22 protein-coding genes and 1 tRNA gene are annotated in these 25,089 nt (G+C 70.7%); 20 read left to right on the plus strand and 3 right to left on the minus strand.

Annotated elements, in window-relative coordinates; translation table 11 throughout:
• The first annotated feature begins 6 nt into the window (after positions 1 to 6).
• The 16 genes from rpe to AC0L6F_RS02545 all read left to right on the plus strand — a co-directional run bounded on the left by rpe (position 7) and on the right by AC0L6F_RS02545 (position 17,811).
• Positions 7 to 675 carry a ribulose-phosphate 3-epimerase gene (gene rpe, locus AC0L6F_RS02470; RefSeq protein WP_259612000.1) on the plus strand — a complete coding sequence of 223 codons (669 nt, stop codon included), beginning with the start codon at positions 7 to 9 and terminating at the stop codon, positions 673 to 675.
• A 58-nt stretch (positions 676 to 733) separates the two neighbouring features.
• Entirely contained in the window at positions 734 to 997 is a 264-nt protein-coding gene (locus AC0L6F_RS02475; RefSeq protein ID WP_259613397.1) for a phosphoribosyl-ATP diphosphatase, read from the plus strand.
• A gap of 38 nt (positions 998 to 1,035) precedes the next feature.
• Positions 1,036 to 1,875 (plus strand): ATP phosphoribosyltransferase, encoded by an 840-nt coding sequence (gene hisG / locus AC0L6F_RS02480; protein ID WP_274638275.1) that lies wholly within the window; start codon positions 1,036 to 1,038, stop codon positions 1,873 to 1,875.
• Positions 1,875 to 2,660, plus strand: coding sequence for an imidazole glycerol phosphate synthase subunit HisF (gene hisF, locus AC0L6F_RS02485; protein ID WP_274638274.1), 786 nt, complete (start codon positions 1,875 to 1,877; stop codon positions 2,658 to 2,660). Before hisG ends, hisF begins: the two co-directional genes overlap by 1 nt.
• Positions 2,657 to 3,016: a phosphoribosyl-AMP cyclohydrolase gene (gene hisI / locus AC0L6F_RS02490; protein WP_259612001.1), complete on the plus strand. Its 360-nt coding sequence runs from the start codon at positions 2,657 to 2,659 to the stop codon at positions 3,014 to 3,016. Before hisF ends, hisI begins: the two co-directional genes overlap by 4 nt.
• Positions 3,013 to 3,612, plus strand: a complete 600-nt coding sequence (locus AC0L6F_RS02495) for a Trp biosynthesis-associated membrane protein (RefSeq protein WP_473539045.1) — start codon at positions 3,013 to 3,015, stop codon at positions 3,610 to 3,612. The genes hisI and AC0L6F_RS02495 overlap by 4 nt, the downstream gene beginning before the upstream one ends.
• A gap of 47 nt (positions 3,613 to 3,659) precedes the next feature.
• Entirely contained in the window at positions 3,660 to 3,890 is a 231-nt protein-coding gene (locus tag AC0L6F_RS02500; protein ID WP_259612003.1) for a DUF6704 family protein, read from the plus strand.
• A 2-nt stretch (positions 3,891 to 3,892) separates the two neighbouring features.
• Positions 3,893 to 4,678: an indole-3-glycerol phosphate synthase TrpC gene (gene trpC / locus AC0L6F_RS02505; protein ID WP_274638272.1), complete on the plus strand. Its 786-nt coding sequence runs from the start codon at positions 3,893 to 3,895 to the stop codon at positions 4,676 to 4,678.
• Positions 4,675 to 5,886 (plus strand): tryptophan synthase subunit beta, encoded by a 1,212-nt coding sequence (gene trpB, locus AC0L6F_RS02510; RefSeq protein ID WP_473539046.1) that lies wholly within the window; start codon positions 4,675 to 4,677, stop codon positions 5,884 to 5,886. Before trpC ends, trpB begins: the two co-directional genes overlap by 4 nt.
• A complete protein-coding gene (gene trpA / locus AC0L6F_RS02515; RefSeq protein ID WP_473539047.1) occupies positions 5,883 to 6,689 on the plus strand; it encodes a tryptophan synthase subunit alpha in 807 nt (268 codons plus the stop codon). The genes trpB and trpA overlap by 4 nt, the downstream gene beginning before the upstream one ends.
• Before the next feature lie 10 nt (positions 6,690 to 6,699).
• The gene (gene lgt, locus AC0L6F_RS02520) at positions 6,700 to 7,668 is read left to right on the plus strand and encodes a prolipoprotein diacylglyceryl transferase (RefSeq protein ID WP_473539048.1); all 969 of its coding nucleotides are present in this window, start codon (positions 6,700 to 6,702) and stop codon (positions 7,666 to 7,668) included.
• Between the two features lie 73 nt (positions 7,669 to 7,741).
• On the plus strand, positions 7,742 to 12,316 hold the full coding sequence (gltB, locus tag AC0L6F_RS02525) for a glutamate synthase large subunit (RefSeq protein ID WP_473539049.1): 4,575 nt from the start codon (positions 7,742 to 7,744) through the stop codon (positions 12,314 to 12,316).
• A complete protein-coding gene (locus AC0L6F_RS02530; protein WP_274638268.1) occupies positions 12,309 to 13,772 on the plus strand; it encodes a glutamate synthase subunit beta in 1,464 nt (487 codons plus the stop codon). Before gltB ends, AC0L6F_RS02530 begins: the two co-directional genes overlap by 8 nt.
• An 80-nt stretch (positions 13,773 to 13,852) precedes the next feature.
• Positions 13,853 to 15,301 (plus strand): pyruvate kinase, encoded by a 1,449-nt coding sequence (pyk, locus tag AC0L6F_RS02535; RefSeq protein WP_274638267.1) that lies wholly within the window; start codon positions 13,853 to 13,855, stop codon positions 15,299 to 15,301.
• A 30-nt stretch (positions 15,302 to 15,331) separates the two neighbouring features.
• Entirely contained in the window at positions 15,332 to 16,492 is a 1,161-nt protein-coding gene (locus AC0L6F_RS02540) for a low temperature requirement protein A (RefSeq protein WP_274638266.1), read from the plus strand.
• A 443-nt stretch (positions 16,493 to 16,935) separates the two neighbouring features.
• A complete protein-coding gene (locus tag AC0L6F_RS02545; RefSeq protein WP_473539050.1) occupies positions 16,936 to 17,811 on the plus strand; it encodes a transposase in 876 nt (291 codons plus the stop codon).
• Between the two features lie 48 nt (positions 17,812 to 17,859).
• Here AC0L6F_RS02545 and AC0L6F_RS02550 read toward each other — a convergent pair.
• Positions 17,860 to 17,945 (minus strand) — tRNA-Leu (locus tag AC0L6F_RS02550).
• A gap of 55 nt (positions 17,946 to 18,000) precedes the next feature.
• On the opposite strand from AC0L6F_RS02550, the gene AC0L6F_RS02555 reads away from it, so the two are divergent.
• The gene (locus AC0L6F_RS02555) at positions 18,001 to 18,624 is read left to right on the plus strand and encodes an ANTAR domain-containing response regulator (protein WP_274638264.1); all 624 of its coding nucleotides are present in this window, start codon (positions 18,001 to 18,003) and stop codon (positions 18,622 to 18,624) included.
• Between the two features lie 45 nt (positions 18,625 to 18,669).
• Here the strand turns inward: AC0L6F_RS02555 and AC0L6F_RS02560 are convergent, their stop codons facing one another.
• Positions 18,670 to 19,131 carry a hotdog fold thioesterase gene (locus AC0L6F_RS02560; protein ID WP_274638263.1) on the minus strand — a complete coding sequence of 154 codons (462 nt, stop codon included), beginning with the start codon at positions 19,129 to 19,131 and terminating at the stop codon, positions 18,670 to 18,672.
• A 49-nt stretch (positions 19,132 to 19,180) separates the two neighbouring features.
• Between AC0L6F_RS02560 and polA the strand changes: the two genes are divergently transcribed.
• Both polA and AC0L6F_RS02570 read left to right on the plus strand, forming a co-directional pair.
• Positions 19,181 to 21,814 (plus strand): DNA polymerase I, encoded by a 2,634-nt coding sequence (polA, locus tag AC0L6F_RS02565; RefSeq protein WP_473539051.1) that lies wholly within the window; start codon positions 19,181 to 19,183, stop codon positions 21,812 to 21,814.
• A gap of 40 nt (positions 21,815 to 21,854) precedes the next feature.
• Positions 21,855 to 23,555 (plus strand): DUF885 domain-containing protein, encoded by a 1,701-nt coding sequence (locus tag AC0L6F_RS02570; RefSeq protein WP_473539052.1) that lies wholly within the window; start codon positions 21,855 to 21,857, stop codon positions 23,553 to 23,555.
• Positions 23,556 to 23,558: 3 nt separating this feature from the next.
• Here AC0L6F_RS02570 and AC0L6F_RS02575 read toward each other — a convergent pair whose 3' ends face one another.
• Positions 23,559 to 24,182 (minus strand): phosphoribosyltransferase, encoded by a 624-nt coding sequence (locus AC0L6F_RS02575; protein WP_473539053.1) that lies wholly within the window; start codon positions 24,180 to 24,182, stop codon positions 23,559 to 23,561.
• Positions 24,183 to 24,235: 53 nt separating this feature from the next.
• Here AC0L6F_RS02575 and AC0L6F_RS02580 point away from each other — a divergent pair, with 53 nt between their 5' ends.
• Positions 24,236 to 25,000, plus strand: coding sequence for an SGNH/GDSL hydrolase family protein (locus AC0L6F_RS02580; protein ID WP_473539054.1), 765 nt, complete (start codon positions 24,236 to 24,238; stop codon positions 24,998 to 25,000).
• Positions 25,001 to 25,089: the final 89 nt, after the last annotated feature.

The following is a 25,089-nucleotide window of genomic DNA, read 5'->3' on the forward strand; positions in this document are numbered from 1 at the left end:
GGGAGGGTGCCCCACCAGCCGCGCATCAACCCCAGCATCCTGGCCGCCGACTTCGTGAACATGCAGGCAGACCTCGCCCGCATCGCCGGAGCCGACTTCGTGCACGTGGACGTGATGGACAACCACTTCGTGCCGAATCTGACGTTCGGCCCGCAGATGGTCCAGCGCATCCAGGACACCAGCCCCGTCCCGCTGGACGTGCACCTGATGATCGACGACCCGGACCGCTGGGCGCCCGCGTACGCCGAGCTGGGCGCGGCGTCGGTCACTTTCCACCTCGAGGCGGCGAACGAGCCCGTCGCCCTCGCTCGGCGGCTGCGGGCGATCGGGGCCCGCGCCGGCCTGGCGGTCAAGCCGATGACCCCGGTCGAGTCGCTGTTCGACATCCTCGACGATGTCGACCAGATCCTGGTGATGACCGTCGAGCCCGGGTTCGGCGGTCAGTCGTTCATGCCCGAGACGATGCCCAAGCTGCGCCGGCTGGCCGACGAGGCCCGCCGCCGCGACTCGTCGGTGTGGCTGCAGGTCGACGGCGGGATCTCGGCATCCACCATCGCCCAGGCGGCCGAAGCGGGCGCCGACACGTTCGTGGCCGGTTCCGCGGTGTTCGGCGCGGACGACCCGGAACAGGCCATCGCCGCCCTGCGGCGCACCGCCGCCGGGCACCGCCACTGAAGACCGGCGCCCCCGTCACGCGGCCTGGGGGAGGGCCTGGGTTCGGTACCCTGGCATGGTGAAGACGTTCGACTCCCTGTTCGCGGAGCTCTCCGCGAAGGCGACTGACCGACCCGCCGGCTCCGGCACCGTCGCCGAATTGGATGCCGGCATCCACGCGATCGGCAAGAAGGTGGTCGAAGAGGCCGCCGAGGTGTGGATGGCGGCCGAGTACGAGTCGACGGATGCCGCGGCCGAGGAGATCTCGCAGCTGCTCTATCACCTGCAGGTGATGATGATCGCCAAGGGGCTCACGCTTGCGGACGTGTACCGACATCTGTGATGTCCGCCACCGCCCGAACCCGCCCAGAAGGACTCCCCATGCTGCGAATCGCCGTGCCCAACAAGGGCTCGCTGGCCGAGACGGCCGCCGAGATGCTCGCCGAGGCCGGCTACACCGGCCGACGCGACCCCAAGGACCTGCACGTCATCGACCCCGAGAACGGGGTCGAATTCTTCTACCTGCGTCCCCGTGACATCGCCACCTACGTGGGCTCCGGTGCGCTGGACGTCGGGCTGACCGGCCGCGACCTGCTGTTGGACGCCCGGGCCCGGGCGCGCGAGATCGAGGCCCTCGGATTCGGCGACTCGACGTTCCGCTTCGCCGGCCCTCCCGGGCGCTTCCGGTCGGTCGCCGACCTGGACGGCGTGCGGGTGGCCACCGCCTACCCCGGCCTGGTCGACGCCTACCTCGACGAGCAGGGGGTGGCCGTCGACCTGGTGCCGCTGGACGGCGCCGTCGAGTCCGCGGTCGAGCTGGGCGTCGCGGATGCCGTGGCCGACGTGGTCTCCACCGGGACGACGCTGCGCCAGGCGGGCCTGGAGGTGTTCGGCCCGGTCATGCTGCAGTCCGAGGCCGTGCTCATCGCCGGTCCGCGCGACGCGGACGGCACCGACACGCTGCTGCGCCGGCTGCGCGGCGTCATGGTGGCCCGCCGCTACGTGCTCATCGACTACGACCTGCCCGCGGCCCTCGTCGACCAGGCCGTGGCCGTGGCCCCGGGCATCGAATCGCCCACCATCTCGCCGCTGCGCGACCCCGAGTGGGTCGCCGTGCGGGTGATGAGCCCGCGCAAGGGTGTCAACCAGGTCATGGATGCGCTGTACGCGCTGGGCGCCCGGGCGATCCTGGTCACCGCCATCCACGCAGCGAGGCTGTGATGGGCCTGGCCTGCCGGGTGATTCCCTGCCTGGATGTCGCGGCCGGCCGCGTCGTGAAGGGCGTCAACTTCCAGAACCTGCGCGACATGGGCGACCCGGTCGAACTGGCGCGCCTGTATTTCGACCAGGGCGCGGACGAGCTGACCTTCCTGGACGTGACGGCGACGGTCGACGAGCGCGCCACCACCTACGACGTGGTGCGGCGCACCGCCGAGGAGGTGTTCATCCCGCTCACCGTGGGCGGGGGAGTGCGCTCGGCCGAGGATGTCGCCCGACTGCTGGGCGTGGGAGCCGACAAGACCGGGGTGAACTCCGCGGCGATCGCGCGGCCCGCCCTGATCGACGAGATCGCGGACCGGTTCGGGGCGCAGGTCCTCGTGCTCTCGCTGGACGTCAAGCGGTCGGGTGCCGTCGAATCCGGCTTCGCGGTCACCACCCACGGCGGCCGGGTCGAGACATCCCTCGACGCACTCCGGTGGGCGGGTGAGGCGATCGAGCGGGGCGCCGGCGAGCTGCTGGTCAACTCGATCGACGCGGACGGCACCAAGACCGGGTTCGACCTCGAGCTGATCGCACTGATGCGCGAGGTCTCGTCCGTGCCGGTGATCGCCTCGGGCGGTGCCGGCGCCGTCGAGCACTTCGCCCCCGCCGTGCACGCGGGCGCCGACGCCGTGCTGGCGGCATCCGTGTTCCATTCCGGGCAGCTGACCGTCGACGATGTGAAGACCGCTCTGGCCGCGGACGACATCCCGGTACGCGCCGCCGGACGTGAGGAGTCGAGATGACCGAGACCGTCGAGGACCGCATCGCCCGCGTGCGGTTCACCGAGCAGGGACTGGTGGCCGCCATCATCCAGCAGTGGGACAGCGGCGAGGTCCTCATGCTGGGATGGATGGATGCCGAGGCGCTGCGGCGCACGCTGACCGAGGGGCGCGTCACGTTCTGGTCGCGCTCGCGTCAGGAGTACTGGCGCAAGGGCGACACGTCTGGGCACATCCAGCTGGTGCGCGGTGCGCGCCTGGACTGCGACGGCGACGCCGTGCTGATCTCGGTGCAGCAGATCGGCGCCGCCTGCCACACCGGCGACCGCACATGCTTCGACGCCGACGACCTGGATCCCGTGATCGGCGGACGCCCGTGACCGCGAGAGCGCGCCTGCTCGCCGTCGTCGTCATCGTCCTGTGCGGTGCCCTCGGTGTGATCTCATCCACGCAGACGTGGCTGACCGTGGCGCTGTCCGGCGGGGCGGCCGCCGACCTGACCGTCTCGGGCGCGGCCGCGGTGCCGGTCCTGGCCCCGCTGAGCCTGGCCGTGCTGGCCCTGGGCATCGCGCTGTCGATCGCCGGCGTCGTCCTGCGGTACATCTTCGGCGCCCTGGCGGCGGTGATCGCCGTCGCACAGGGCTGGCTGGCGGCCCAAGTGGTCTTCACCCACCCCGTCTCGGCCGTGGCGCGCACCGTCACCGACGCCACCGGCATCACCGGCGAGCAGCCGGTCTCGGCGCTGGTCGCCTCGATCACCGCCAGCCCCTGGCCGGCGATCACGCTGGTCGTCTGGATCCTGCTGGCCGTCGCCGGCGTCTTCGTCCTGGTCACCGCGCGTCGCTGGCCGGTCTCGGGCCGCAAATACCGCACCGACGCCGCAAAGGCGCATGACGCCGGACCGCTGGACGCGGTGGACTCCTGGGACGAGCTGTCCCGGGGCGAGGATCCCACCGGCGGCGCGGACCCCCGCTAGACTTGCCCGAGGATGCGGGCAGCCGCATCTGCACACGAAGGAGCCCCATGAGCAACCCCATCGCCGACCCCGGCCACGGACACTCGCCGGCCGCCTGGACCGCCGTGATCATCATGCTGGTGGGGGCCGCCATCGGCACGACGGCGTTCTTCCTGGACGTCCCGTGGCTGGTCTGGAGCGCTGTGGTGCTGATGGTGATCGGCCTGATCGCCGGCTGGGTGGTGTCCAAGGCGGGTTACGGCATCAACGGTCCGAAGTACGCCCCCAAAGAGCATTGAGCATGCTCGCCGACCTGACGGCCGGCTCGGTCCAGGACGCCCGCTCGCGTGAAGTGGAGCGCCCGCTGGCGGTGCTCGAGGCCGCTGCGCTGGCACAGCGCCCGGCGTTGGACGCGCGCGCGGCGCTGGCGCCCGCCGACCGGGTGAAGATCATCGCCGAGGTCAAGCGGGCCAGTCCCTCGCGCGGCGACCTCGCCGCGATCCCCGACCCCGCGCTGCAGGCCCGCCGCTACCAGGAGGGCGGGGCCAGCGCGATCTCGGTGCTGACCGAGCAGCGCCGGTTCAAGGGCAGCCTGGCAGATCTGGAGGCCGTGCGCGCGGCGGTGTCGCTGCCCGTACTGCGCAAGGACTTCATCGCCACCGAGTACCAGGTGCTCGAGGCGCGCGCCGCCGGCGCCGACCTGGTGCTGCTGATCGTGGCCGCCCTCGCGCAGGATCGGCTGTCGCGCCTGCACACGCTGATCGGCGACCTCGGCATGACGGCGCTGGTCGAGACGCACTCGGCGGACGAGGTCGATCGGGCCGCCGACATCGGCGCGCAGGTGATCGGGATCAACGCCCGCGACCTGACGACCTTCCAGCTCGATCGCGACCTGTTCGGCCGGCTGGTGGAACGCGTGCCCGCCGGCGCCGTGAAGATCGCCGAGTCGGCGGTCCAGCAGCCGGAGGATGTCGCGCGCTACCGCGCCGCCGGGGCCGACGTCGTGCTCGTCGGCGAGGCGCTGGTCACCGGTGACCCGGTGGCCACGCTGCGCGCATTCCTGGGGCACGGAGAGGAGCGGGCATGAGCAGCCTGCGCGAGATGCACGGACCGTTCTTCGGCGAGTTCGGCGGACGCTACATGCCGGAGTCGCTGATCGCGGCGATCGACGAGCTCACCGCCGAGTACGAGGCGGCGATGGCTGATCCTGGGTTCCTGGCCGAGCTGCACGAGCTGCTGACCACGTACGCGGGCCGGCCCAGCCCGCTGACCGAGGTGGGCCGCTTCGCCGAGCACGCCGGCGGCGGCCGCGTGTTCCTCAAGCGCGAAGACCTCAACCACACGGGCTCGCACAAGATCAACAACGTGATCGGCCAGGCGCTGCTGACCAAGCGGCTCGGCAAGACGCGGGTGATCGCCGAGACCGGTGCCGGCCAGCACGGCGTGGCCACCGCGACCGCGGCGGCCCTGTTCGGCTTCGACTGCACCATCTACATGGGCGAGGTCGACACCGAGCGGCAGGCGCTGAACGTCGCCCGGATGCGGCTGCTGGGAGCCGAGGTGATCGCGGTCACGACCGGGTCGCGCACGTTGAAAGACGCGATCAACGACGCCTACCGCGACTGGGTCGCCAGCGTCGAGACCACCAACTACATCTTCGGCACGGCGGCCGGGCCCCACCCGTTCCCGGCCATGGTCCGGGACTTCCAGAAGATCATCGGCGAAGAGGCCCGCGCGCAGCTGCTGGAGCGGGTGGGCCGGCTTCCCGACGCGGTCGTGGCGTGCGTCGGCGGCGGGTCGAACGCGATCGGCATGTTCGACGCGTTCCTGGACGACGAGGGCGTGGCCCTGTACGGCGTGGAGGCGGCCGGCGACGGCGTCGACACCGACCGGCATGCGGCATCCATCGAACGCGGCGGCGTGGGGGTGCTGCACGGCGCGAAGACCTACGTGCTGCAGGACGAGGACGGACAGACCGTCGAGTCCCACTCGATCTCGGCCGGGCTGGACTACCCCGGGGTCGGGCCGGAGCACGCCTGGCTCGCCTCGATCGGCCGCGCCCGCTACATCCCCGCCACCGACGACGAGGCCATGCAGGCGCTGCGCCTGCTCAGCCGCACCGAGGGCATCATCCCCGCCATCGAATCCGCGCACGCCCTGGCCGGGGCGATCCGGATCGGCCGTGAACTCGGCCCCGACGCCGTGCTGGCGATCTCGCTCAGCGGCCGCGGCGACAAGGACATGGACACCGCCGCTCGCTACTTCGAGCTCTACGACGAAGGAGCAGCCGGATGACCTCGCGTGTCGCCGCCGCCATCGACGCCGCCCAGGCGGCCGGACGCGGCGTGTTCGTCGGCTACCTGCCGGTCGGCTACCCCGACCTGCGCACGAGTATCGAGGCGGCGGTGACCCTCGCCGAGAACGGTGCCGACATCCTCGAGCTCGGCCCGCCGTACTCCGACCCGGTGATGGACGGGCCCGTGATCCAGGAGGCCGCGCAGGCCTCGCTGTCGGCCGGGTTCAAAGTGCGCGACCTGTTCCCGGCCATCCGTGAGATCACCGAGCGGACCGGCGTGCCGGTGCTGGTCATGACCTACTGGAACCTCGTGCTGCAGCACGGCGTCGACCAGTTCGCGGACGATCTGGCCGCCGCCGGCGGCGCCGGCCTGATCACGCCCGACATCACCCCGGATGCGGCGGCCGAATGGATCGCGGCCAGCGAGCGCACCGGACTGGACCGGGTCTTCCTCGCCGCGCCGACCTCGACGGACGAGCGCCTCGACCTGATCGTGCGCAACTCCACCGGCTTCATCTACACCGTCTCCACGATGGGCACCACGGGGGAGCGAGCGGAATTGGATGCCGCGGCCCGCACGCTCGTGGCGCGCCTGCGTGCCCACGGGGCCGGGCACTGCTGCGTCGGCATCGGCGTCTCCACGGCCGATCACGTCGCAGACGTGCTCGAGTACGCCGACGGCGCCATCGTGGGCACCGCCCTGGTCCGTGCGCTGCGCGACGGCGGCCTGGACGGCCTCGCGGCCACCGCGCGCGCCCTGACCGGCGGCACCGCGCTCAGGGCCGGCCGGACGAGCGCTTAGACTCGAGACCATGACGTTCGCCAGCATCCCGAGCCCCTCCGTCAGCTATTTCGACGTCGGGCCGCTGCGCATCCACTTCTACGCGCTGTGCATCATCGCGGGCATCATCGTGGCCACGCTGCTGACGAATCGCCGGCTCACCAAGCGGGGCGCCGAACCGTGGGTCGTCATCGACATCGCGCTGCTGGCCGTGCCGCTGGCGATCATCTGCGCGCGCATCTACCACGTGCTCACGCACTGGTCGTTCTACTTCGGCCCGGGTCAGAACCCCTGGAGCGCGCTGTTCATCTGGGAGGGCGGGATCGCCATCTACGGTGCCCTCATCGGCGGCGCCGTCGGGGCCTACCTCGGCTGCCGGTGGACCGGCATCCGCTTCTGGACCTTCGCCGACGCGCTGGCCCCGGGCCTGATCATCGCGCAGGCGATGGGCCGGCTGGGCAACTACTTCAACCACGAGCTGTTCGGGCTGCCCACCGACCTGCCCTGGGGCCTGCAGATCGAGGCCACGAACCCCGCGTTCCCGGCCGGTCTGCCGGCGGGCACGCTGTTCCACCCCACGTTCCTGTACGAGATGATCTGGAACCTGCTGGGTGCGGCCGTGCTGCTGTGGGCCGGTCAGCGGTTCCGGCTGCAGTGGGGGCGCCTGTTCGGCCTCTACCTGATCTGGTACAGCGCCGGTCGGATCGTGTGGGAGTCGATCCGGATCGATCCGAGCGATGTCTTCCTCGGTCTGCGCACGAACGTGTGGGCGGCGATCGTCGGCGTCGTGGTCGGTCTGGTGATCATGATCGTCCAGACGCGACGGCATCCGGGCTTCGAGCCTTCGCCGTATCGACCCGGACGGGCGTGGAAGGGCTCGGGGGCTGTACAATCGGGGAACACCCTCGACTTCGTCGATCTCAGCGCACCTGACGCCGACGAGGATTCCCCGGCCGGCGCCACGAACGCCGCGTCCGACCCCGCAGTCGCAGTGAAGTAGTCCTGCGCGCAGAATTCTCCTCTGTCTCTGGGCCGACGTCGTCCCATCCTGATCTCATGTGAGGACGACAAGTATGTCCGCGATCCCACGCGAGCACACCCCAGGGGGTGCTCTTCCGCCCCGGCAGGGAATGTACAACCCGGCATTCGAGAAGGATGCCTGCGGCCTGGCGATGGTCGCGACCCTGCGCGGCGAGCCGGGACACGACATCATCGAGCTGGCCCTGACGGCGCTGCGCAACCTCGAGCACCGCGGCGCCATCGGATCGGACGCCGGCACCGGCGACGGCGCCGGCATCCTCACCCAGATGCCGGACGCGTTCCTGCGCGCCGAGACCGACTTCGCCCTGCCGGCCGTCGGCGAGTACGCCGCGGGGATGGTCTTCCTGCCGCGCGACCGCGACGAGCGCGCCGCGCACAAGGCCGGCATCGAGCAGATCGCGCGCAGCGAGAACCTCGTCGTGCTCGGCTGGCGCGCGGTGCCCACCGACGACGCGCACCTGGGCAAGCTGGCGCTGGACGCCCGCCCCGCGTTCGAGCAGCTGTTCCTGTCCCGCCCCGCCATCGGCGGCGCACCGGCGATGTCCGGGCTCGACCTCGACCGACGCGTGTACCGCGTCCGCAAGCGCGCCCAGCATGAGCTGGGCGCGTATTTCGTCTCCCTGTCCTGCCGCACGCTCGGCTACAAGGGAATGGTCACCACCCTGCAGCTCGAGCCCTTCTACCCGGATCTGCAGGACGAGCGGTTCGCATCCGAGCTGGCCGTCGTGCATTCCCGCTACTCCACCAACACTTTCCCGTCCTGGCAGCTCGCCCAGCCGCTGCGGATGCTCGCGCACAACGGCGAGATCAACACCGTCGGCGGCAACCGCAACTGGATGCGGGCGCGCCAGTCGCAGCTCGAGTCCGAGCTGCTCGGCGACATCGGCCCGCTGCTGCCGATCTGCACCGACGGCGCCAGCGACTCGGCATCCTTCGACGAGGTGCTCGAGCTGCTGACGCTGACCGGCCGCAGCCTGCCGCACGCCATGCTCATGATGGTGCCCGAGGCGTACGAGGGGCGCACCGACCTGTCGCCGGACCTGCGCGCGTTCTACGAGTACCACGACCTGCAGATGGAGCCCTGGGACGGCCCCGCCGCCATGATCTTCACCGACGGCACGCTGGTGGGCGCCACACTCGACCGGAACGGACTGCGGCCCGGCCGGTGGACCCAGACCACCGACGGCCTGGTCGTGATCGGCAGCGAGACCGGCGTGCTCGAGTTCGAGCCCGAGCGCATCCAGCGCCGCGGCCGCCTGCAGCCGGGACGCATGTTCCTGGTCGACACCGCGGCCGGTCGCATCGTCGAGGACGAGGAGATCAAATCCGGGCTCGCGGGGCTGCACCCGTGGGGCCTGTGGCTGCGGCAGAAGCTCGCCCTGTCCGAGCTGCCCGAGCGCGAGCACATCGTGCACCCGATCGCCTCGATCACCCGTCGCCAGCGCACGTTCGGGTACACCGAGGAGGAGGTCCGCATCCTCCTGACGCCGATGGGCCAGCACGGCGCGGAGCCGATCGGCGCCATGGGCACCGACACGCCGCTGGCCGTCCTCAGCGACCGCCCGCGCCTGCTGTTCGACTACGTCACCCAGCAGTTCGCCCAGGTGACGAACCCGCCGCTGGACTCGATCCGCGAGACCGTGGTGACCAGCCTGCAGACCGGCATCGGGCCGGAGCGGAACCTGCTGGCCTGGGGGCCGGACCACGCCCGGCAGATCACCATCGACTTCCCGGTGCTCGACAACGACGAGCTGGCCAAGATCCAGAACATCGAACGGTCCATGCCCGGACGCCGCGCCGTCACCATCCGCGGGCTGTACCACTTCGACGCCGGTCCCGGCACCATGCGCCGACGGCTCGCCGAGATGTGCGACGAGGTGGATGCCGCCATCGCCGCCGGTGCGGAGTTCATCATCCTGTCGGACCGCGACTCGAACAAGGACCTCGTCCCGATCCCGTCGCTGCTGATGGTCTCGGCCATCCACCATCACCTGATCCGCAACGAGAACCGGATGAAGGTGGGGCTCGTGGTGGAGGCCGGCGACGTGCGCGAGGTGCACCACGTGGCCACGCTGCTCGGCTACGGGGCGTCCGCGGTGAACCCCTACCTGGCCATGGAGACGGTGGAGTACCTCGTCCGGTCCGGTGCGATCGCGGGACTCGAGGCCGAGAAGGCCGTCGCCAACGTGATCTACGCGCTGGGCAAGGGCGTGCTGAAGATCATGTCCAAGATGGGCATCTCCACGGTCTCGTCGTATGCCGGCGCGCAGGTGTTCGAGGCCGTCGGACTCAGCCACGAGGTCATCGACGGGTACTTCACCGGCACCGAGTCGAAGATCGGCGGCATCACGCTGGAGGACATCGAGGCCGAGAACCAGGTGCGGCACGACTACGCGTATCCCGAGGACGACGCCGCCCGGGCACACGAGCGTCTGTGGACCGGCGGCGAGTACCAGTGGCGTCGCAACGGCCCGCCGCATCTGTTCAACCCCGACACGGTGTTCCGTCTGCAGCACTCCACCCGCACCCGCCGCTACGACATCTTCCGCGAGTACACCCGCCTGGTGGACGACCAGTCGCACGAGCTGAAGACGCTGCGGGGGATGTTCCGGCTGCGCGCAGGGCAGCGCCCGCCGGTGCCGCTGGAAGAGGTCGAGCCGGTCTCATCCATCGTCACGCGCTTCTCGACCGGTGCGATGAGCTACGGGTCGATCTCGCGCGAGGCGCACGAGACCCTCGCCATCGCGATGAACTCGATCGGCGGCAAGTCGAACACGGGCGAGGGCGGCGAGGATGTCGACCGGCTCCTGGATCCGCGGCGACGCAGCGCCATCAAGCAGGTCGCCTCCGGGCGGTTCGGCGTGACGAGCCTGTACCTGACGCAGGCCGACGACATCCAGATCAAGCTCGCCCAGGGGGCCAAGCCGGGGGAGGGCGGCCAGCTGCCGCCGGCGAAGGTCTACCCCTGGATCGCCCGCACCCGGCACGCCACAGCCGGCGTCGGCCTCATCTCGCCGCCGCCGCACCATGACATCTACTCGATCGAGGACCTCAAGCAGCTCATCTACGACCTCAAGCGGGCCAACCCGCGGGCGCGGGTGCACGTCAAGCTCGTGAGCCAGTCCGGGATCGGTGCGGTCGCCGCCGGCACCGCCAAGGCCCTGGCCGACGTCATCCTCGTCTCCGGTCACGACGGCGGCACCGGTGCGAGCCCGCTGAACTCCCTCAAGCACGCCGGCACGCCCTGGGAACTGGGGCTGGCCGAGACGCAGCAGACGCTCATGCTCAACGGCATGCGCGACCGGGTCGTCGTGCAGGCCGACGGGCAGCTGAAGACCGGCCGCGATGTCGTCATCGCGGCGCTCCTGGGCGCCGAGGAGTTCGGCTTCGCCACGGCCCCGCTGGTGGTCTCCGGCTGCGTCATGATGCGCGTCTGCCACCTGGACACCTGCCCGGTCGGCGTGGCCACCCAGAACCCGCTGCTGCGCGAACGGTTCAGCGGCAAGCCCGAGTTCGTCGTGAACTTCATGGAGTTCATCGCCGAGGAGGTGCGCGAGCACCTCGCCGCGCTGGGCTTCCGGTCGATCGAGGAGGTGATCGGCCACAGCGAGCTGCTCGACGTCGACGACGCCGTGCACCACTTCAAGACCGAGGGGCTGGACCTCAGCCCGATCCTGCACGGCCCCGCGTTCGCCGACGACGTGCCCCGACGCCATCTGCGCGACCAGCAGCACGACATCGGTGCCCACTTCGACGTGCAGCTGATCGAGCAGGCACGCGACGTGATCGCCCACGGCGGTCACATCCGCATCGCGCGGCCGATCCGCAACACCGACCGTGCGGTGGGGACGATGCTCGGGCACGAGGTGACCAAGGCGCACCTGGAGAACGGGCTGCCCACGGATTCCATCGAGGTCGACCTGACCGGCTCCGCCGGGCAGTCGCTCGGTGCCTTCCTCCCCGCCGGGATCAGCCTGCGTCTGGAAGGCGATGCCAACGACTACGTGGGCAAGGGCCTGTCCGGCGGGCAGATCGTGGTCCGCCCGCCGCGCGCGGCCATCTTCGACGCCGCGCAGAACGTGATCGCCGGCAACGTCATCGGCTACGGCGCGACCAGCGGCAGCATGTTCCTGCGGGGCGTGGTGGGCGAGCGGTTCCTGGTGCGCAATTCGGGCGCGACCGCCGTCGTCGAGGGCGTGGGCGACCACGCGCTGGAGTATATGACCGGAGGCCTGGCCGTGATCCTGGGCCGGACCGGGCGCAATCTCGGCGCCGGCATGTCCGGCGGCGCCGCCTACGTCCACCGGCTGAGCGCGGACGATGTGAACCGCGAGGCGCTGGCGACCGGGGAGCTCTCGCTGTCCGCGCTGGGATCGGCGGATGCCGAGATGCTGCGCGATCTGCTCGAACGTCATCGCGCCGAGACCGGCTCGACCCTGGCCGCCGCGTTCCTGGACGACTTCGAGGACGTGGTCGGCGAGTTCGTCAAGGTGCTGCCGCGCGACTTCGCCGCGGTGCTGCAGACGCGCCGCGACGCGATGGAAGAGGGGCTCGACCCCGACGGCGACGTCGTCTGGGGACGCATTCTGGAGGTGACCCATGGCTGACCCGAAGGGATTCCTGAAGATCACCGAGCGCGAGCTGCCGCCCCGGCGCCCGGTGCCGGTGCGCATCATGGACTGGAAAGAGGTCTACCAGCCCACCGACCTGCCGATGGTGCAGCGCCAGGCCACGCGCTGCATGGACTGCGGTGTCCCGTTCTGCCACCAGGGCTGCCCGCTGGGAAACCTCATCCCCGAGTGGAACGACCTGACCCGCCGGGACGAGATGCACGCCGCGAGCGAACGGCTCCACGCGACCAACAACTTCCCCGAGCTGACCGGGCGCCTCTGCCCGGCGCCGTGCGAGAGCGCCTGCGTCCTGGGCATCAACCAGCCCGCGGTCACGATCAAGCGGATCGAGCAGACGATCGCCGACGAGGCGTTCGCCAACGGCTGGATCGAGCCCGAGCTGCCCGGGCGGATCAGCGGCAAGACCGTGGCGGTCGTCGGATCGGGGCCGGCCGGCCTCGCCGCCGCCCAGCAGCTCACGCGCGCCGGGCACACCGTGGCCGTCTTCGAGCGGGATGACCGGATCGGCGGACTGCTGCGCTACGGCATCCCGGACTTCAAGCTCGAGAAGGAGGTGCTGGATGCCCGCCTGCGGCAGATGACCGCGGAGGGCACCAAGTTCCGCCCGGGCGTGGCGATCGGCCGGGACATCTCCTGGACCGAGCTGCGGGCGCGGTACGACGCGGTCGTCATCGCGACCGGATCGACCGTGCCGCGCGAGCTGCCCCTCCCCGGGCGGGATGCCGACGGCATCCACTTCGCAATGGACTACCTCGTGCAGGCCAACCGGGTCGTCGCCGGCGACCAGGTCGCCGACCAGATCAGCGCGGCGGGCAAGCACGTGATCGTGATCGGCGGCGGCGACACCGGCTCGGACTGCATCGGCACCGCCCACCGCCAGGGGGCGCGATCGGTGACGAACCTCGCCATCGGGCGGCAGCCGTCCTCCGACCGGCCCGCGCACCAGCCCTGGCCGATGTTCCCGACGGTGTTCGAGGTCCAGTCCTCCCACGAGGAGGGCGGCGAGCGCGCCTATCTCGCCTCGACCGTCGAGTTCCTCACCGACGAGTCGGGTGCGGTGCGCGCCCTGCGCGTGGCCGAGACCGAATACGTCGACGGCTCGCGCGTCCCGCGTGCGGGCACGGAGCGCGAGATCCCCGCCGACCTCGTCCTCATCTCGATGGGCTTCACCGGCCCCGAGCCGAGTCCGGCCGAAGAGCTCGAACTGCCGCTGACCAGACGCGGCGCCCTGGAGCGCGCCCAGGACTACCAGACCGCGCAGGAGGGCGTGTTCGTGGCCGGTGACGCCGGCCGCGGGCAGTCCCTGATCGTGTGGGCGATCGCCGAGGGGCGGGCCGCCGCGGCGGAGGTCGATCGCTACCTGGCGGGCGAGTCCGCGCTGCCCGTTCCCATCGGGCCGGCCGAAGTCGCAATCGGTGTGCGCCCCGCGTAGGCTGGCAGGCGGCCCCATTCTTTGCCAAACCCCCTAACAAATCCGAACCCAACAAAACGAAACGCGGAGTACAACCCGGTATGAGACGCGCGAAGATCGTCGCTACCCTCGGCCCCGCCACATCGTCGTATGAGATGGTCCGTGCGATCATCGACGCCGGTGTGGATGTGGCCCGCTTCAACCTCAGCCACGGCGACTACTCCGTGCACGAGAACAATTTCGCCAATGTGCGCAAGGCCGCCGAGGACGCGAAGCGCGCCGTCGCCGCGCTGGTCGACCTGCAGGGTCCGAAGATCCGGCTCGGCCGGTTCGCCGACGGTCCGCACGACCTGGCCGAAGGCGACGTCTTCAAGATCACCACCGAAGACATCGAGGGGACGAAGGACATCGTCTCGACCACCTTCAAGGGGCTGCCGCAGGATGCCAAGCCCGGCGACTTCCTGCTCATCGACGACGGCAAGGTCCGGGTGCAGGTCGAGTCCGTGGACGGACCGGTCGTGACCACGCGCGTCATCGTGGGCGGTCCGGTCTCGAACAACAAGGGCATCAATCTGCCCGGTGTCGCCGTGAACGTGCCGGCGCTGAGCGACAAGGATGAGGCGGATCTGCGCTGGGGGCTGCGCACCGGAGCCGACATCATCGCGCTGTCGTTCGTGCGGGATGCCGCCGACGTCACCCGCGTGCACGAGATCATGGCCGAGGAGGGCCGTCGGGTCCCCGTCATCGCGAAGATCGAGAAGCCGCAGGCGGTGGACCACCTCGAGGCCATCATCGACGCCTTCGACGGCATCATGGTCGCCCGCGGCGACCTCGGCGTCGAGCTGCCGCTGGAGGCCGTTCCGATCGTGCAGAAGCGCGCGGTCGAGCTGTGCCGGCGGATGGCCAAGCCCGTGATCGTGGCCACCCAGATGCTCGAGACGATGATCAGCAACCCGGTGCCGACCCGCGCCGAGACCAGCGACGTCGCCAACGCCGTGCTCGACGGCGCCGACGCCGTGATGCTCTCCGGCGAGACGAGCGTGGGGGAGTACCCCGTCGTCGTCGTGCAGACGATGGCACGGATCATCGAATCCACCGAGGAGCACGGCCTGGAGCGCATCCTGCCGCTCGGCACGAAGCCGCGCACCCAGGGCGGGGCGATCACCGCCGCCGCCCTCGAAGTCGCCGAGTTCATCGACGCGAAGTACGTGTGCATCTTCACCGAGTCCGGCGACACCGCGCGGCGCATGTCGCGGCTGCGCCCGAAGATGCCGATGATCGCCTTCACCCCCGACCCGGCGATCCGGCGTCGGATGGCACTGACCTGGGGCATCCACTCGACGCTCGTGGAGCACGTGCCGCACACCGACCGGATGTTCATCCAGGTCGATGACTACCTGCTCGGCAAGAACCTGGCCGAGGTGGGCGACAAGGTCGTGGTGATCTCCGGGTCCCCTCCCGGAATCGTCGGCTCGACCAACGACATCCGCATCCACAAGGTCGGCGACGCCCGCGACGGCGCCGCACCGATCTACCGCGACGAGAAGTAGTCTCACGGGCGCCGGCGGGGAAGATGCCGGATGAGCACGCCGGCGACCGTGGGCAGGCGCGTGCACTGGGTCGAGCTGCTGTTCGACCTGGTCCTGGTGACCGCCGTCGGCCAGATCGCCCACGGCCTGCACGGCGCGCCCGGTCCCGCGCAGTTCGCCGCGGCGGCCGCGCTGCTGGCCGCGGTCTGGTGGGCATGGATCAACGCCAGTCTCACGATGAACCTCTTCGGCGCGCGGGTGACGCCGCTGATCTGGGTCTGCGTGGGTCTCGCGATGGCGGCCGTCGGGCTGATGGCGGCGGCCGCCCCGGACGCGTTCGGCGCGCGTGCGGCGGGGTTCGCAATTGGCAACGCGGCCATCCGCCTGGTGTGGATGGTGCCGTGGCTGCTCGGGCGGCGCAGAGTGCGGGTGCAGTGGTGGCGGCCGGTGGTCTACTGCGCGCTGCCGGCAGCGATCTGGCTCGCATCGATCCCGCTTCCGGCCCCTGTGCGCACCGGGCTGTGGCTGCTGGCGATCGCGGTGGAGATCGCCCTGCTGGCCCGCATCGGCGCCCGGAGTGGAGCGATGGTGGACCAGCTCGACCTGGACCACATCATCGAGCGCGTGACCCTCGTCGTGGTGATCGCGTTCGGTGAGGTGCTGCTGTCGGTGATCGTCGCGCTCGGCGCCCACTGGGCACCGCGTCCGCTCGTGGCCGCCGGCCTGGGATTCGCAGCCACCGTCGTGCTGGCCTGGACGTTCTTCGCGCACGTCCCCGAGTCCGTCGAGCGCGGCCTGCACCGGCTTGCGCAGCAGGGACGGATCGGCCGGCTGCGGGACGCGGTGATGTACCTGCCGTTCCTGCTGATCGCCGGGCTCGTGATGCTCTCCGCCGGAATCGGCACCGCGATCGCCGACAGCACCACGATGCTCCCGCTCGGTGCGGTGATCTGTCTCGCGGCGGGCGTCAGCCTGCTGGCGCTGGCCAGCGCCGCGGAATCCCTCCGCTACGGCGCGCCGTGGCGGGATGTCGCGCCCTGGGCGCCGCTGGGCATCGTCCTGCCCTGGGTCATGGTCGCCGTCGGCAGGATCTGGACCGCCGTCCCGGTGCTGGCCACGCTGCTGGCGGTGGTCGTCGCCTATGCCGTGCTGGTCGCGGTGAACGCCCGGCTCGTCCGTCTGCGGCGCGCCGAACCGCGAGCACGCCGCTGATCGTCGGTCGATGCCGAGGTGAGACGTCCCTCATCCGTCCCGGAAGCGGCGCTGAACGGGTACTCTTGTAGCGGTCGACACCCGCAGCACACCGAGTCCCCAGCTCGGGTTGCGCCGTTCCCCAGACGTGCCGTGCTGTGTGGTTCTACCCGGTGGGTGTCGCGAGCCGTTGCTTTTCCGGGCCTCTGCTCGCGGCACCCACCTCATGATGAGGGTCCGACTGATGGACATCCCCGGTCTCGCTCCCCAGAAGCCGGACCGGTCTTGGATGCCATCGTCCTCCCGCCCCCAGAGCGTTCGAACAGGACTCACCATAGCGGGTCGTTGTCCCCCTTTTGGGGGACAACCGCCGAGTCTTCAGCAAACACTCAGCTTTCCGGGTCACGTGGGCGTCCGGCGTAGGCTCCGACGCATGCATGGACGCCTCGCGATGGGCGGTTCGGATGTCTGAGCCGCCACTGGAGCAGATCGCGGCCGCGCTGTACGCGGGGCCGCTCGACGCCTTCGTCGCGCAGCGCAACGAGCGCGCGAAGCAGGCGGGGGAGCGGGATGCCGCGGAGCAGATCCGTGCGCTGCGGAAGCCGTCGGTGGCCGCATGGGTGGTGAACGTGTTCGCCCGCGAACGCCGCGACGAACTCGGCCAGGCGCTGCGGCTTGCGGACGAGCTTCGGGAGGCGCAGGAGGAGCTGGACGCGCCGGCTCTGGCGACGCTCGGTCGGCAGCGTCGTGCCCTCACTGCGCGGCTCGCTCAGGAAGCGGCCGCGCTGGCGACCGCGCGCGGCGCACGCGTCACCGCATCCACGATCGATGCGGTGCAGCAGACGATCGCCGCCGCGTTCTTCAACGCCGAGGCCGCGATCGCCGTCGCCTCCGGGCGATTGATCCGTGAGCTCGAGCCGTCCGCCGATGGCCCTGCAGACATCGAAGACGCCGTGGGCGGCGGACTGGGCGCGCCCTCGCCGGCCACAGCTCCACCACCTGTCGACGAGGTGAAAGCGCGACGCGAGCGTCGGGCGGCGGAACGTGCCGTGCGCGACGCGGAGCAGGATGTCAGCCGAGCACAGCGCGAGCTCGACAAGGCCGAGCGAGGGCTCAGCACGGCGACACGACGCCGCGAACAGCTCGGCGAGCGGGAGAGGGAGCTGCAGGCAGAGCTCGTGGACGTGCAGGCCCGCCTGCAGACCGCACGAGCGGATGTCGTGGATGCCGACGAGCAGCATGCCGCGGCGGAGCTGGCAGCCGAGAAGGCGAGTCGCGCGCTCGAAACCGCCCGCGGCGCGCTCGCGAGGCTCGAGGGAAGCAGTGGGGAGACCCAGTGAGCCCGGTGGACGCTTCGCGCCACGTCCGCCGACTCGGGAGAAGAAATTTGGTGCCGGTGGTGGGACTCGAACCCACACGCCCTTGCGGGCAACCGATTTTGAGTCGGTCGCGTCTGCCATTCCGCCACACCGGCGCACGTGGATGTGCGGCTCGCACGCCGAACACTGACGATACCGTAGGATCTTAGGGTGACTGAGCAGGAACAGAACCCCGGGTCGACATCCGCATCCGCACCCCGTCGGGTCGTGGTCGCCGAGGACGAATCGCTGATCCGGCTGGACATCGTCGAGATCCTGCGCGACAACGGCTTCGACGTGGTCGGCGAGGCCGGCGACGGTGAGACCGCCGTCCAGCTGGCGACCGAGCTGCGTCCGGACCTCGTGATCATGGACGTGAAGATGCCCCAGCTGGATGGCATCTCCGCGGCCGAGAAGCTCAGCAAGGACAACATCGCCCCGGTGGTGCTGCTGACCGCGTTCAGCCAGAAGGAGCTCGTCGAGCGCGCCAGCGAGGCCGGCGCACTGGCCTACGTCGTCAAGCCGTTCACCCCGAACGACCTGCTGCCTGCGATCGAGATCGCGCTCGCGCGGCATGAGCAGATCATCACGCTCGAAGCCGAGGTCGCCGACATGGTCGAGCGGTTCGAGACACGCAAGCTCGTCGACCGCGCGAAGGGCCTGCTGAACGAGAAGATGGGCCTGACCGAGCCCGAGGCGTTCCGCTGGATCCAGAAGGCGTCGATGGATCGGCGCCTCACCATGCAGGATGTCGCGAAGGCGATCATCGAGCAGCTCGCCCCCAAGAAGGCCTGAGCGCGGCCGGCTCGCGTCGACGACCGAGCCGGAGAGGCGGATGCCTCAGCCCCGCGGGGCGTCCTTGATGTGGTTCGTGATCCGCACGGTCGAGCAGCGTCGTCCCTGATCGTCGCTGACCACGATCTCGTGGACGGTGAGGCTGCGCCCCAGATGCACGGGCGTGCAGACGCCGGTGACCAGACCCGAGGTCGCCGAACGGGTGTGCGTGGCGTTCACGTCCACGCCGACGGCCAGCCGTCCCGGCCCGGCGTGCCAGTTCGCATGCATCGACCCGAGGGACTCCGCCAGCACCACGTACGCGCCCCCATGGAACAGTCCCACGGGCTGCGTATTGCCCGCCACCGGCATCGAGGCGACGCACCGCTCGTCCGTGAACTCGATCCAGGTGAAGCCCATCTTGTCGGCGAGCGCGCCGTTGCCGCGCAGCCGCGCCCACTCCAGCGGATCGGCAGGTCGCGCATCCCAGGCCAGGGCGTGTGCGGCGGTGGACGAGTCGGCGGGCATGGGGCTCCTTCCGCGACGTGGTGTCCGCGCCGCTGGATAGGCTGACAGGGTGACGGACACCGAAAAGCCTACCCTCCTGGTCGTCGACGGCCACTCGCTGGCCTACCGGGCTTTCTATGCGCTCCCGGTGGAGAACTTCTCCACGAAGGATGGGCAGCACACCAACGGCATCTACGGGTTCCTGTCCATGCTGGTGAACCTGATCAAGGCCGAGAACCCGACGCACATGGCAGTGGCGTTCGACACCTCGCGGGTGTCGTTCCGCACCCGCGAATACCCGGAGTACAAGGCGAATCGCTCGGAGAGCCCCGCCGAATTCCGCGGGCAGATCCCGCTGCTGCAGGAGTGCCTGGCGGCCATGAGCATCCCGGTGCTGTCCCAAGAGGACATCGAGGCCGACGACATCCTCGCCACCCTCGCCCGGCAGGGCGTCGAGTCCGGCTTCGACGTCCTGGTGTGCTCCGGCGACCGCGACAGCATCCAATTGGTCACCGATCGGGTGACGCTCCTGTATCCGAGCGTGCAGGGCGTGTCGCAGCTGAAGCGCTACGACCCGGCCGCGGTGCGGGAGCGGTACGGCGTGGAGCCCGCGCAGTACCCCGACATCGCCGCGCTGGTCGGCGAGACCAGCGACAACCTGCCCGGGGTGCCCAAGGTGGGGGAGAAGACCGCGGTCAAGTGGCTGAACCAGTTCGGCTCGCTGGAGGGCATCCTCGACAACGCCGACCAGATCAAGGGCGTGGTGGGCGGCAACCTGCGCGCGCACATCGAGGACGTGCGACGCAACCGCACGCTGAACCGGCTCCTGCAGGACGTCGCGCTGCCGCTCGGGCCGGCCGATCTCGAGCGCAAGCCGATCGATGCGCAGGCCGTCCGCGACATCTTCTCCCGCCTGGAATTCCGCACGCTGCTGCCGCGGGTGTTCGAGGCCACCGGCACCGTCGAGGCCGCCGAGGATGCCGCACCCGCCGCGACCGCTCCGACCGCCGCCCAGCTGTCGGCCGACGAACTCGCCTCGTGGCTGCGCGACGCGGCCGGCGAGGTCGGGATGACCGTCACGATCGAGGGCGGGCTGCCGCATCGGGTCGGGTTCGCGACCGCGGATGCCGCAGCCGAGGCCACCTGGTCGCCCGAGGTCGGCGCGGCCATCGGGGAGTGGCTCGCCTCGGATGCGGCCAAGGTCTTCGCCGACGCCAAGTCGCAGCTGAAGGCGCTGCGCCGGGCGGGGATGACGGTCGCGGGAATCGGCTACGACGTCCTGATCGCCGGGTGGCTGGCGCGGCCGAGCTTCCCGGACAAGTCGCTCGGCAACCTGGTGGAGCGCTACCTCGACGAGAAGATGCCCGAGGCCGACCCCACGCAGCTCGTTCCCGAGACCGAGGGTGCGACGCCGGGCCAGTTCAGCTGGTACGCGGTGCGCGTCGCCGAGGCGCAGCGCGCACAGCTGCCGGACGAGGTCGCCGCCGTGCTCGGCGACATCGAGCTGCCCACCCTGATCGCCTTGGCCGACATGGAGCTGGCGGGAGTGGCGGTCTCGCACGAGAAGCTCAGCGGATTCTCCGGCGAGCTCGCGATCCGGGCCGACGGCATCGCTCAGGACGCCTTCGCCGCGATCGGGCGCGAGGTCAACCTCGGCTCGCCCAAGCAGCTGCAGGAGGTCCTGTTCGAGGAACTCGGGCTGCCGAAGACGCGCAAGACGAAGACGGGCTACTCGACGGATGCCGGGGCCCTGGCAGCGCTGCAGGAATCGAGTCCGCACCCGTTCCTGGACCTGCTGCTGCAGCACCGCGAGGCGACCAAGCTCCGCCAGATCATCGAGTCGCTGGATGTGGCGATCGCCGCGGACGGCCGCGTGCACACCACCTACCTGCAGACGGGCAGCCAGACCGGACGGCTCTCGAGCACCGACCCGAACCTGCAGAACATCCCGGTGCGCACCGAGGAGAGCCGGCGCATCCGCGCCGCGTTCGAGGTCGGTGCCGACTACGAGACGCTGCTGACCGCGGACTACTCGCAGATCGAGATGCGGATCATGGCGCACCTGTCCGAGGACCCGGGGCTGATCGAGGCCTTCCGCTCGGGCGAGGACCTGCACCGCTTCGTCGGCGCGCGGGTGTTCGGCGTCGAGCCGGCAGACGTCACCCCGGCGATGCGCACGAAGGTCAAGGCGATGTCGTACGGCCTGGTCTACGGGCTCAGCGCGTTCGGTCTGTCCAAGCAGCTGCGCATCGAGCAGTCCGAGGCGAAGCAGCTGATGACCGAGTACTTCGCCCGCTTCGGCGCGGTGCGGGACTACCTGCGCGCCTCGGTCGAGAAGGCGCGCGTGGACGGGTATACCGCCACGATCTTCGGGCGCCGGCGTCCGTTCCCGGATCTCACCAGCCCCAACCGGGTGCTGCGCGAGAACGCCGAGCGCGCCGCGCTGAACGCCCCGATCCAGGGCAGCGCCGCCGACATCATGAAGATCGCGCTGTTCCGCATCCACGGCGAGCTGCGCACGCAGGGGCTGGCCTCCCGCATCCTGCTGCAGATCCACGACGAACTGGTGGTCGAGGTGGCGCCGGGGGAGTGGGATGCCGCGGAGAGCATCGTCCGCGGCAGGATGGGGGATGCCGCAGACCTCTCCGTCCCGCTGGACGTGCAGATCGGTCGCGGCGCGAACTGGGACGAGGCCGCGCACTGACGGATTGCCCGGCACTCGCGGCACTCGTAGGCTCGACCCCATGACCGATTCCGAACGCACGCCCACGCCCGTCGACACGATCGCCGAGACTTGGGTGGACGACCTCGCCGAGCTGTTCCCCACGATCGCGACCTACATCGGCCGCGACGAGTACAACGACCGCTATGGGGACTTGACTCCGGACGGCGCGGACGAAGCGGCCGCCCGGGCACGCGCCCGCCTGAGCGAGCTGCGCGCCGCCGAACCGGTCGACGCGATCGACGCGGTCACGAAGGAAGACCTGACCCGCGAGCTCGAGCTCACCCTCGAGGTGTATGAGGCGCGGGCGCACCTGCGCGATCTGAACGTGATCGCGTCGCCGGCGCAGGAGATCCGCAATGTGCTCGATCTGATGCCGACCGCCACGGTGCAGGACTGGGAGACGGTCGCCGCGCGGCTGGGTGCGCTGCCCGGCGCGATCGACGGCTACATCGAGACCCTGCGCACCGGCATCTCGGAGGGGGTCGTGCCCGCCCGCCGCCAGGTGCGCGAGGTCGCGACGCAGATCGCTCGCTACACCGCCGACGACGGCTTCTTCGCCACGTTCGCCGGAGAGGCGGCGCCCGCGGAGGGCCAGCTGCCGGCATCCCTCGCCCGCGCGCTCGCGGATGCCGCCGGCGGTGCCCGCGTCGCGTACGACAAGCTCGCCGCGTTCCTCGGCGCCGAGCTCGCCCCCGCGGCCACCGACCAGGACGGCGTCGGGCGCGAGCTGTACGCGCTGTACTCGCGTCAGTTCCTGGGCGCCACGGTCGACCTGGACGAGACGTATGAGTGGGGCTTGGAAGAGCTGGCGCGGATGGTCGCTGAGCAGGAGTCCATCGCCGCGGAGATCCTGCCCGGTGCCACGGTCGAAGAGGCCATCGCGCACCTGGAGGCGGATGGGTCGCGTCGTCTGCACGGCACCGAGGCGCTGCAGGAGTGGATGCAGGCCACGGCCGACCGTGCCGTGGCCGAGCTCGGCGCCACGCATTTCGACATCCCGGAGCCGGTGCGCCGGATCGAGTGCATGATCGCACCGACCCAGGAAGGCGGCATCTACTACACGGGACCCACGGACGACTTCTCCCGCCCCGGGCGGATGTGGTGGTCGGTGCCCGAAGGCGTCGAGGACTTCGACACCTGGCGCGAGCTGACCACGGTCTACCACGAGGGCGTGCCGGGCCATCACCTGCAGATCGCGCAGGCGGTGTACAACCGCGGCGAGCTCAACTCGTGGCGGCGGCTGCTGGCGGGCACGTCCGGCCACGCCGAGGGCTGGGCGCTGTACGCGGAGCGCCTGATGGAGCAGCTCGGCTATCTTGATGACCCGGCGGATCGGCTGGGGATGCTGGACGGTCAGCGGATGCGCGCGGCACGGGTGGTGCTGGACATCGGCGTGCATCTCGGCAAGCCACGACCCGCCGCCTGGGCTCACCTCGGGGACGACGGAGCGAACTGGGACGCCGGCTTCGCCCTCGAGTTCATGCGCCACAACGTGAACATGTCGGACGAGTTCGTGCAGTTCGAGGTGAATCGCTATCTCGGCTGGCCGGGGCAGGCGCCGTCCTACAAGGTGGGGCAGCGGATCTGGGAGCAGCTGCGCGACGAGTATCGCGTCGCTCAGGGGAACGCCTTCGACATCAAGGAGTTCCACCGGCGCGCGCTGGACATCGGCGGCGTCGGACTGGACACCCTGCGCAGCGCGCTGGTGGCCGGTATCTGATCGTCACCGACCGCGGGCGAGGAGGGCGATGACGTCGTCGTCCGACGTCTGGGTGAAGTCGTCGTAGAACCTGCCGACCGCCCAGAAGTCGTCCATCGGGTGCGGGCAGACGTATTCGTCCACCGCATCCGGCTCCGGCGTCCATCCCGTCGGCGCGACCGGCACGGCCAGGACGATGCGGGATGCGCCGTCGTGACGCAGGGCGCGGGCGGCGGCGTTCGCGGTCGCGCCGGTGGCGATGCCGTCGTCCACGAGGAGCACGGCGCGGCCGCGGACCGTGGGCGCATCCGCGTCGAGGAGCGCCTGTCGGCGGGCGAGACATTCGCGCTCGCGCTTCTCGACCCGGTCGAGTGCGCGCGCGGAGGTGCGGGTCGCGCGCAGCGCCCGTTCGTCCACGATCCGCACACCGGCGGCGATCGCGCCGAGGGCGAGTTCCTCATGCCCGGGGACGCCGAGCTTGCGCACCGCGACGGCGGTCAGCGGGAGGGCGAGCGCGTCGGCCACGGCGGCGGCCACAGCGACGCCGCCGCGGGCGATCCCGGCGACGACGGCATCCTGGCCCCGCCAGGCGGCGAGCGAGCCGGCGAGCTCCCGCCCCGCGTGGGACCGATCGGCGAACAGCGCCATGACGTCACCCTACGTCGTTCAGTCGCGGTCGGGATCGGCCGTAGGCTGTGAGGGTGACATCCTCGGTGCGATTCGTGGCGATCGGCGACTCGTTCACGGAGGGGGTGGGCGACGAGCTGCCGGACGGGCGCGTGCGCGGCTGGGCGGACATCGCGGCCCAGGGCTGGGCGGATGCTGCAGGTGAGCCGATCGAGTACGCGAACCTCGCGATCCGCGGCAAGCTCATCGAGCCCATCGTCGCGGAGCAGTTGGAGCCGGCGCTGGCGCTGAAGCCCACGCATCTGTCGTTCAACGGCGGCGGCAACGACATGCTCCGCCCGCGCACGTCGATCGCGCAGGTCGCGGATCTGTTCGCGCACGTGCTGCGGCGCTGCGACGAGGAGGGCGTGACTCTTCTGGCCCTGTCGGGGGCGAACCCGTCCGGTCAGCTGCCGCTGCGCCGCGTCATCCAGCGCCGCGGCGACCTGCTGTCGGCCGCCGTCGAGCAGCGGCTGGCGCACCGGCCGGACGTCGTCACCGCGTGGAACTGGCCCGATCACGAGCTCAGCACGCCGCCCTACTGGTCTGCGGACCGGCTGCACATGAACGTCCGCGGCCATCACCGGGTCGCGGCGCGGGTGCTGTCGGCGGTCGGACAGAACCCGCCGGCGGACTGGTGGTCCCTCCCCGAGATCGAGGCCGAACGGCTGAAGACGGCCGCGTACTACCGCTCGCATGTGCTGCCGTGGGTGCAGCGGCGGCTGACGCACACGTCCTCGGGTGACGGTCGGGCAGCGAAGCACCCGGACTGGGTGCCGATCGCCCCTCGCGATGGCTGACGCGCACCGCGTATCAGGTGACCGGCTTGGTCGCCTGGCTTGGTCGATGGCCTGTGCGCGCCCGGCCGCGCTGTGGATGTTGTGGATGG

Source organism: Microbacterium sp. G2-16M, assembly GCF_055809115.1.

What these genes read in the sequence shown, in the direction of transcription:
- hisG (WP_274638275.1), top strand. Translation starts at nt 1,036, where the DNA reads ATGCTGCGAATCGCCGTGCCCAACAAGGGCTCGCTGGCCGAGACGGCC.
- hisF (WP_274638274.1), top strand. Translation starts at nt 1,875, where the DNA reads ATGGGCCTGGCCTGCCGGGTGATTCCCTGCCTGGATGTCGCGGCCGGC.
- hisI (WP_259612001.1), top strand. Translation starts at nt 2,657, where the DNA reads ATGACCGAGACCGTCGAGGACCGCATCGCCCGCGTGCGGTTCACCGAG.
- AC0L6F_RS02500 (WP_259612003.1), top strand. Translation starts at nt 3,660, where the DNA reads ATGAGCAACCCCATCGCCGACCCCGGCCACGGACACTCGCCGGCCGCC.
- trpC (WP_274638272.1), top strand. Translation starts at nt 3,893, where the DNA reads ATGCTCGCCGACCTGACGGCCGGCTCGGTCCAGGACGCCCGCTCGCGT.
- trpB (WP_473539046.1), top strand. Translation starts at nt 4,675, where the DNA reads ATGAGCAGCCTGCGCGAGATGCACGGACCGTTCTTCGGCGAGTTCGGC.
- trpA (WP_473539047.1), top strand. Translation starts at nt 5,883, where the DNA reads ATGACCTCGCGTGTCGCCGCCGCCATCGACGCCGCCCAGGCGGCCGGA.
- lgt (WP_473539048.1), top strand. Translation starts at nt 6,700, where the DNA reads ATGACGTTCGCCAGCATCCCGAGCCCCTCCGTCAGCTATTTCGACGTC.
- gltB (WP_473539049.1), top strand. Translation starts at nt 7,742, where the DNA reads ATGTCCGCGATCCCACGCGAGCACACCCCAGGGGGTGCTCTTCCGCCC.
- AC0L6F_RS02530 (WP_274638268.1), top strand. Translation starts at nt 12,309, where the DNA reads ATGGCTGACCCGAAGGGATTCCTGAAGATCACCGAGCGCGAGCTGCCG.
- pyk (WP_274638267.1), top strand. Translation starts at nt 13,853, where the DNA reads ATGAGACGCGCGAAGATCGTCGCTACCCTCGGCCCCGCCACATCGTCG.
- AC0L6F_RS02540 (WP_274638266.1), top strand. Translation starts at nt 15,332, where the DNA reads ATGAGCACGCCGGCGACCGTGGGCAGGCGCGTGCACTGGGTCGAGCTG.
- AC0L6F_RS02545 (WP_473539050.1), top strand. Translation starts at nt 16,936, where the DNA reads ATGTCTGAGCCGCCACTGGAGCAGATCGCGGCCGCGCTGTACGCGGGG.
- AC0L6F_RS02560 (WP_274638263.1), bottom strand. Translation starts at nt 19,131, where the DNA reads ATGCCCGCCGACTCGTCCACCGCCGCACACGCCCTGGCCTGGGATGCG.
- AC0L6F_RS02570 (WP_473539052.1), top strand. Translation starts at nt 21,855, where the DNA reads ATGACCGATTCCGAACGCACGCCCACGCCCGTCGACACGATCGCCGAG.
- AC0L6F_RS02575 (WP_473539053.1), bottom strand. Translation starts at nt 24,182, where the DNA reads ATGGCGCTGTTCGCCGATCGGTCCCACGCGGGGCGGGAGCTCGCCGGC.